8 protein-coding genes are annotated in these 6,886 nt (G+C 58.9%); 7 read left to right on the top strand and 1 reads right to left on the bottom strand.

The features are described from left to right. The coding region (locus AAAB16_RS16085) for a type II toxin-antitoxin system RelE/ParE family toxin (RefSeq protein ID WP_340664224.1) at window positions 1-328 on the bottom strand (328 nt) is incomplete at its 3' end. Between the two features lie 423 nt (window positions 329-751). On the opposite strand from AAAB16_RS16085, the gene AAAB16_RS16090 reads away from it, so the two are divergent. The 7 genes from AAAB16_RS16090 (at window position 752) to AAAB16_RS16120 (ending at window position 6,876) form a co-directional block, all read left to right on the top strand. Next, window positions 752-1,066, top strand: coding sequence for a DUF3509 domain-containing protein (locus tag AAAB16_RS16090; RefSeq protein WP_340664225.1), 315 nt, complete (start codon window positions 752-754; stop codon window positions 1,064-1,066). A gap of 391 nt (window positions 1,067-1,457) precedes the next feature. Further along, window positions 1,458-2,309, top strand: a complete 852-nt coding sequence (locus tag AAAB16_RS16095) for an STAS domain-containing protein (RefSeq protein WP_340664226.1) — start codon at window positions 1,458-1,460, stop codon at window positions 2,307-2,309. A 1-nt stretch (window position 2,310) separates the two neighbouring features. Continuing rightward, window positions 2,311-2,673, top strand: coding sequence for an STAS domain-containing protein (locus AAAB16_RS16100; RefSeq protein WP_271194654.1), 363 nt, complete (start codon window positions 2,311-2,313; stop codon window positions 2,671-2,673). Next, window positions 2,670-3,074 (top strand): anti-sigma regulatory factor, encoded by a 405-nt coding sequence (locus AAAB16_RS16105; RefSeq protein ID WP_340664227.1) that lies wholly within the window; start codon window positions 2,670-2,672, stop codon window positions 3,072-3,074. Before AAAB16_RS16100 ends, AAAB16_RS16105 begins: the two co-directional genes overlap by 4 nt. Next, window positions 3,065-4,081 (top strand): ATP-binding protein, encoded by a 1,017-nt coding sequence (locus AAAB16_RS16110; protein ID WP_340664228.1) that lies wholly within the window; start codon window positions 3,065-3,067, stop codon window positions 4,079-4,081. The genes AAAB16_RS16105 and AAAB16_RS16110 overlap by 10 nt, the downstream gene beginning before the upstream one ends. After that, window positions 4,074-4,931 (top strand): ATP-binding protein, encoded by an 858-nt coding sequence (locus AAAB16_RS16115; RefSeq protein WP_340664229.1) that lies wholly within the window; start codon window positions 4,074-4,076, stop codon window positions 4,929-4,931. Before AAAB16_RS16110 ends, AAAB16_RS16115 begins: the two co-directional genes overlap by 8 nt. After that, a complete protein-coding gene (locus AAAB16_RS16120) occupies window positions 4,921-6,876 on the top strand; it encodes a response regulator (RefSeq protein WP_340664230.1) in 1,956 nt (651 codons plus the stop codon). The genes AAAB16_RS16115 and AAAB16_RS16120 overlap by 11 nt, the downstream gene beginning before the upstream one ends. Window positions 6,877-6,886 lie beyond the last annotated feature (10 nt).

Genomic DNA, 6,886 nt, shown 5'->3' on the forward strand with positions numbered 1-6,886 from the left:
ATGCAAGTGATCTCAGCCTGGCTTTCGCTAAATCAATATCGCGTTTTTCAGTCTTCTGAGTGGTTTTTTTGAAGGCGTGCAACACGTATAGCGCTTCAGGCCGATTAACTACATAGAACACGCGAAACGCCCCCTCTTCGCATGCGACCCGTATCTCTTGAACGCCCAAGCCGACCGACTTCATTGGTTTCCAGTCATTCGCCTGACCACCACGCTGCAAGGTTTCCAACTGATAACCTGCCTCCAGACGAGCACCTCGGGGAAAATCTTTGAGGTCGTTCTTGCTGGTTCCCACAAACGCGATTGGCTTCAACTCCTGTTGCCGCATACCCACTCCTTTGCCACTCAACGCCCGGTAAAAGAGCGTTGGCATGGCTTAAGAAATATATCTGTTTGGATATAAAAATTAAACCCCATGGTCAATGTCACAGGCTGCGCCTGTGCCTTCATCACGATGGGGGGGGTAAACAGTCAGTTCTGCGGACACTGCCGGTATGCAGCACAGTGCCGGAACACCAGTGGGAAGGGTTATCGCGGGCACTGGGTTATTTGCAGGAATAATTCGGTCGCTCGAATGTTCGCCGTTGCGATTTGCATGGCTGAACCTGGGCCATCGTGCAATTTGCTAATGGCAGGTTGATTGCAAACCCGCTGCAAGCCTCGAATTTACTGGAGGGTGGGAGAGCATCAAAATTGGCACGCTGGCTGCTCTATGTCCTGCAACGATTAAAACCCGACGGAGCGGTTAACCATGAAATATCCAGTCAAGCACCTGTTCAATGCCTTCCCAACCTACGAAATCACCTTCAGCCCGCGTCCAGACACTTCGGTGCTGTTGACCTTGAAGAATGCTCAGGAAACCTTCACCAAGGTGATTGAGCCGGCGATGATTTTTAACGAGAAAATGGTCGGCCGCCTGATTCGCGAGCTGCGCCGCGATATCAAGATTGCCAACGGTTCGCTGAGCCTGAACACCGAACAGGGTGCATTCCTTGCTAACCGTGCTATCGAAACTGCTCGCGCTCAGCGTCAGGCTCCAGGTTTTGAACACCGCTTGCGCGCCTGAACTTACGCTCCGCTCGCTGGCGTCTAATAAGCGCCACGCCGCATGGTTTGCACGGACGAACACCTCGCTCAGGGACGAGCATACTGCTGGCCTGCGCCGTTTTTGAGCACGGCATGTTGACCACGGCGCAGCCCCTCGCATGACTCCTGCAATCGGACCTGAACTATATTTTTGCGCCACGTTCTACGCGTAAGCGAGCGCGGCCACGAGCAGTTGTGCACCTGAGGTGCACGTCTATATAGGTGTCGGCCCCGAACAGCGCTTTACCGAATGCTCGCTGTGCTGTATTTCGTCATAGCCACGCACTCGAGTGCAGTCAGTACCCAACTACTGGCTGCCCGACCTTGCTCGCACTTATTAGAAGAACTGCCACCTTTTCAGGAGCTCCAGCATGGCCGCATTGGGTCAACACGCCGTTCAAAAAATCAAAAGCGCCGAATCTCAACTGTTGCAGGAATGGATTGCAAGCCTGGAAGCCTCCGGTGCTACGCGTAATTTAAAAGACAGCGAGCTCAAAGCTGAAACCAAAGAATTCCTCGGTCTGCTCAGTGCCGCGCTGGAGCAAGGTGCAGGTGCTGCGATCGGCACCGCGCAGTGGGAAGAAACCCGCCAGTTCCTTGATCGCTTGTCCCGCAGCCGCGCCCAGCAGGGCCAAGACTCCAGCCAAACGGCCACCTTTATCTTCGCCCTCAAAGGCCCGCTGTTTGCCCTGCTGCAGAACGAATTCAAAGACCAGGCAGAGCTATTAGCCGAACAAGTGCTGCAAGCCTCCGAATTGTTCGACGCCCTTGGCCTACACACCATCCGCACCTTCCAGGCGTCCCGTGAAGCCGTTATTCGCCGCCAGCAGGAAGAGCTGTTGGAGCTGTCGACGCCGGTGGTCAAGCTCTGGGATGGCGTACTCGCCCTGCCCATGATCGGCACCCTGGACTCGCAACGCACGCAGGTGGTGATGGAATCCTTGCTGCAGCGCATCGTGGATACCGGTTCGGAAATCGCCATTATCGATATCACTGGCGTGCCCACCGTGGACACCCTGGTAGCTCAGCATCTGCTGAAAACCGTAACGGCCATCCGCCTGATGGGCGCCGACTGCATTATCAGCGGTGTGCGTCCACAAATTGCGCAAACCATCGTGCACCTTGGCCTGGACCTGCAAGGCGTGGTCACCAAGGCCAACCTGGCCGATGCTCTGTCGCTGGCCCTGCGCCGCTTGGGCGTCACCGTAACCAAGGCGCAGTGACATGGACCGTATCCCCATTTTGCAAATGGGTCAGTTCCTGCTGGTGACTATTCAGGTCGACATGCACGACCAGTTGGCCATGACCCTGCAGGACGATCTCTCCGAACGCATCAGCGCCACCTCGGCGCGCGGTGTGCTGATCGATATTTCCGCGTTGGATATGGTCGACTCGTTTATCGGCCGCATGATCAGCACCATCTCCGGCCTGTCGCGCATCATGGATGCCGAAACCGTGGTGGTTGGCTTGCAACCCGCGGTGGCGATTACGTTAGTGGAGTTGGGCCTTACCCTGCCGGGCGTGAGCACGGCCCTTAACGTCGAGCGCGGTATGAAACTGCTGCGTGAACGGGTTGCGGCGCAATGAACGTGCGCAGCAGCGGCACGCAACCGGTACGTATCGAACAAGACGTGGTATTGGCACGGCAGACCTCGCGCAAGTTGGCACAAGACTGCGGCATGCGCCTGATCGACCTGACCAAGCTGGTAACGGCGGTCAGCGAGCTGGCGCGCAACACCGTGGTGTATGGCGGTGGCGGTGATATGGATTGGCAGATTCTCGAGGACAGCGGGCGCACGGGTTTGCGCCTGACGTTTCGCGATGAAGGCCCTGGCATTCCCGACCTCAAGCTGGCCATGACCGATGGCTGGACCTCCGGCACCGGCATGGGCTTGGGGCTCACTGGCGCCAAACGCCTGGTGGAAGAGTTCGAGCTGGAAACCGCCCCCGGCGAAGGTACCCGAGTGACGATTACCCGATGGACCTGAACCTAAGCAGTTCCCTCACCCAGGTGTTGCTCGTTGAGGATGAAAGCCAGGTCGGCCATGCCCGTCGTGTGGTGCAAAAACTGGCGGCAGACAGTGGCTTCGATCCCAACGATGCCGCCCGCGCGGCGCTGGTAACCACCGAGCTGACCAGTAATTTGCTCAAGCATGCCGGGCGCGGCGAATTGCATGTGCGCGTGCTGCCCTACGGCGCCGTTAAGGGCATTGAGTTGTTGGCCATCGACCGGGGGCCGGGCTTTGACCTGCAAAACTGCCTGACTGACGGCTTTTCCACGGGTGGCACTCAGGGCATCGGCATGGGCGCGGTCGATCGCCAGTCTGAGGTATTTGACGTGTTTGCCGATGACCGCGGCGCAGTGATGTTGGCGCGCCTTTACCCCCGAGGCAGCAAGATCGTCGATTACCGCTTTGGCGTCAGCCAGCACTCGCTGCATAACGACCCTGCCTGCGGCGATATCTGGCACCTGTCGGTCAAAGACTCGCGAATCAGTGCGCTGATAATTGATGGCCTCGGCCATGGTGAAGACGCTCAAGACGCGGCCCGCGCCGGTGAGCGTGCTTTCGCCGTTGAGCCGTTCGCCATGCCTAGCGTGCTAATGGACGATATGCACCGCGCCATGTGCGGCAGCCGCGGTGGCGCGGGTGCTTTGGCACAATACGACGGCCACAACGGGCGCTTGCAATTTGCCGGCATCGGCAACATTGGCGCTACGCTGATTACAGCAGATAAAAGCCGCGGGCTGGCTTCGCACCCGGGCATTCTGGGCGCGCAATTTCGCAAGGCGCAGACGTTTGACTTTACCGAGTGCCAGGGCCAATTGCTGGTGATGTACAGCGACGGTTTGCAGTCGCGCTGGAACCTCAACAGCTACCCCGGCTTGATCTACCGCCACCCGGCGGTAATTGCGGCGGTGCTGCACCGCGATTTCTGTCGCGGCCGTGATGATGTAACCGTATTGGTCGTACCACTGGAGACAGCCAATGGCTGATACCGACACCCAGGCACAACTGCAGGCTGCGCTGGCTGAGAACGAAGCACTGCGCGCCGAACTTGAGGAAACCAATCAGGGCGTGCTGGCTTTGTATGCCGAGCTGGACACCCAGGCTGAGGAACTGCGCCAGGCTTCCGACCTGAAAAGCCGTTTTCTCTCCTATATGAGCCACGAATTCCGCACACCCCTGGGCTCGATTCTAAGCATCACCAGCCTGCTGGATGACGAGCTTGATGGGCCGCTAAGCCCGGAACAACACAAGCAAGTGGGCTTTGTGCGTACCGCCGCCAGCGAACTGAGCGATATGGTGGATGACCTGCTCGACTTGGCCAAAATCGAGGCCGGGCGCATCACGATTTCGCCGGCCTGGTTTGATATGTTCGACCTGTTTTCGGCGCTACGCGGTATGTTCCGCCCCATCGTGGACGGTGGCTCGGTCGACCTGATTTTCGAAGAGCCGGTGGACATGCCACGGCTGTACACCGACGACAAAAAGCTCGCGCAGATATTGCGCAACTTTATTTCCAACTCGCTAAAGTTCACCCAACGCGGCGAAGTACGCGTGTCGGCGCGCCTGGAAAGTGCCAGCAAAGTTCGCTTTGCGGTCAGCGACACCGGCATCGGCATTCCAGCCGATATGCATGACAAGCTATTCGAGGACTTCTCCCAGGTGGACTCCCCTCTGCAAAAACGCTTGCGCGGCACCGGCCTGGGCCTGTCGTTGTGCAAACGCTTTGCCGAGTTGTTGGGTGGCAACGTGGGGGTAGAAAGTGAGCCCGGCGTCGGCTCGACGTTCTTCGTGATTATTCCGTTCGCCATTGGCGAGGGCAAACCTGATGAAGACTGACGCTCGCTTACTGATCGTCGACGACAACGTGGCCACCCGCTACGCGCTACGTCGGCGCCTTGAGCAGCAGGGCTACGCCATCGACGAAGCCGGCACTGGCGACGATGGCTTGGCGTTAATCGCCGCCAACGAGTACGACGCGCTGATTCTTGATGTAAACCTGCCGGATATGACCGGCTTCGACATCGTGCGCAAAATCCGCCTGGAAACCCGCACCGAACGCGTGCCGGTGGTGCATGTATCGGCCGCCTCGATTCAGCCGGACGATATCGTCACCGGCCTGGAAACCGGCGCCGACGCCTACCTGACTCACCCCATCGACCCGGAAGTATTGATGGCCACGCTGCGCACCCTGCTGCGCGTGCGTGACAGCGAGAACGCCCTGCGCGAAAGCGAAGCGCGGTTTCGCGAGATGTTTTTCAACGTCTCGGCGCCCATCGCCGTGCTGGATGAGCAACTGCATGTGGTCGAAAGCAATCAAGCCTTTACCGACCTGTTGCAAGGCAACATCGGCACCGACGGCTTGCTCCGCTGCATCGCCCTTGACCAGACCGAGCAGTGGCTGGAGTTGCGTACTCACCTGCGGGCGGGCGAGCGCTGGAAAGGCAGCGTCAACCTGCTGTTAAACGGCGTCGAGCGCGAAACCGACTGGCAAATCTCGCCTTACCGGCTGCCGGGCCATAGCCTGGTTTTTGTCGAAGACGTCAGCGAACACCGCGCCCGTGATCGCTCACAACGCAAGCAACTGGACAATGCCCATACGCGCATTGCCCAGGAAGTAGCCGAACGCGAGCGTACCGAAGAGCAACTGCTGCAAGCGCAGAAGATGGATGCCCTGGGCAAGCTCACCGGCGGTATCGCCCACGACTTCAACAACATGCTGACCGGCATCATTGCGGCCATTGAGCTGATGAAACGGCGCTTGGAAGACAAACGCTACGACGCGCTGCAGCGTTACGCCGATGCTGCCTTGAACTCGGCTAACAGCGCTGCCGCCCTTACCCATCGCCTGCTGGCCTTTGCCCGCCAGCAGCCGCTGGATACGCGGCCCATCGACATCAATGAGCATGTACTGTCGCTGGAAGAGTTACTGCATCGCACCATTGGCGAACGTATTTCTCTGACGCTGGAGCTGACCCCGGGCACGTCGGTGGCGATGGTCGATCCGTATCAGTTTGAAAGCTCATTGCTTAACTTGATCATCAACGCCCGCGACGCCCTGCCCAAAGGTGGCAGCATCCGCATTGCCACCTACGCCACGGTGGTCAGTGGCAACCCGAAAATGCAAGACGGCACCTATATTGCCCTGTCGGTACGTGACGATGGCGTGGGCATTGATGAGGCAGTGATCAGCAAGGTGTTCGATCCGTTCTTTAGCACCAAGCCTATCGGCCAAGGCACGGGCCTGGGCCTGTCGAGCATTTACGGCTTCGCCCGCCAGTCTGGAGGCGATGTGAGTATTCGCAGCGTGATCAACAAAGGCACCGAAGTGGTGTTGTTGTTGCCGGCCGGTGAAGCGTTGGTAATCGCCAGCGAGGCGCCCCAAGACGCGCCAAAAGACGGCACTGGCGAGCATGTGTTGATTGTTGAAGACATGGTGTCGGTCAGCGCCTTGGTCGCTGAACTGCTCAGCGATGCCGGCTATCGCTCGACCCAGGTGTACGACGCCGAGGGCGCTGTGCAAGCGTTGAAAAGCGATGCGTCCATCGACCTGTTGCTTACCGATATCGGCCTGCCGCGCATGGACGGTCGCGATCTCGCCGCCCTGGCTCGCAGCATGCGCGCCAGCCTGCCGGTGCTGTATGTTTCCGGCTACGCCGAAAATGCCCTGGACCGCCAAGACCTGGCCGGCACCGGTATGGACATGCTCAGCAAACCGTTTAGCGGCAGTGAATTGCTGGAGCGCATTCGCACCCTGCTCGATGGCGTGGCGACCTCCTCGTAAGGGTGATGCC

Origin of the sequence: Pseudomonas sp. (assembly GCF_037994325.1) — a bacterium.
GTDB lineage: Bacteria > Pseudomonadota > Gammaproteobacteria > Pseudomonadales > Pseudomonadaceae > Aquipseudomonas.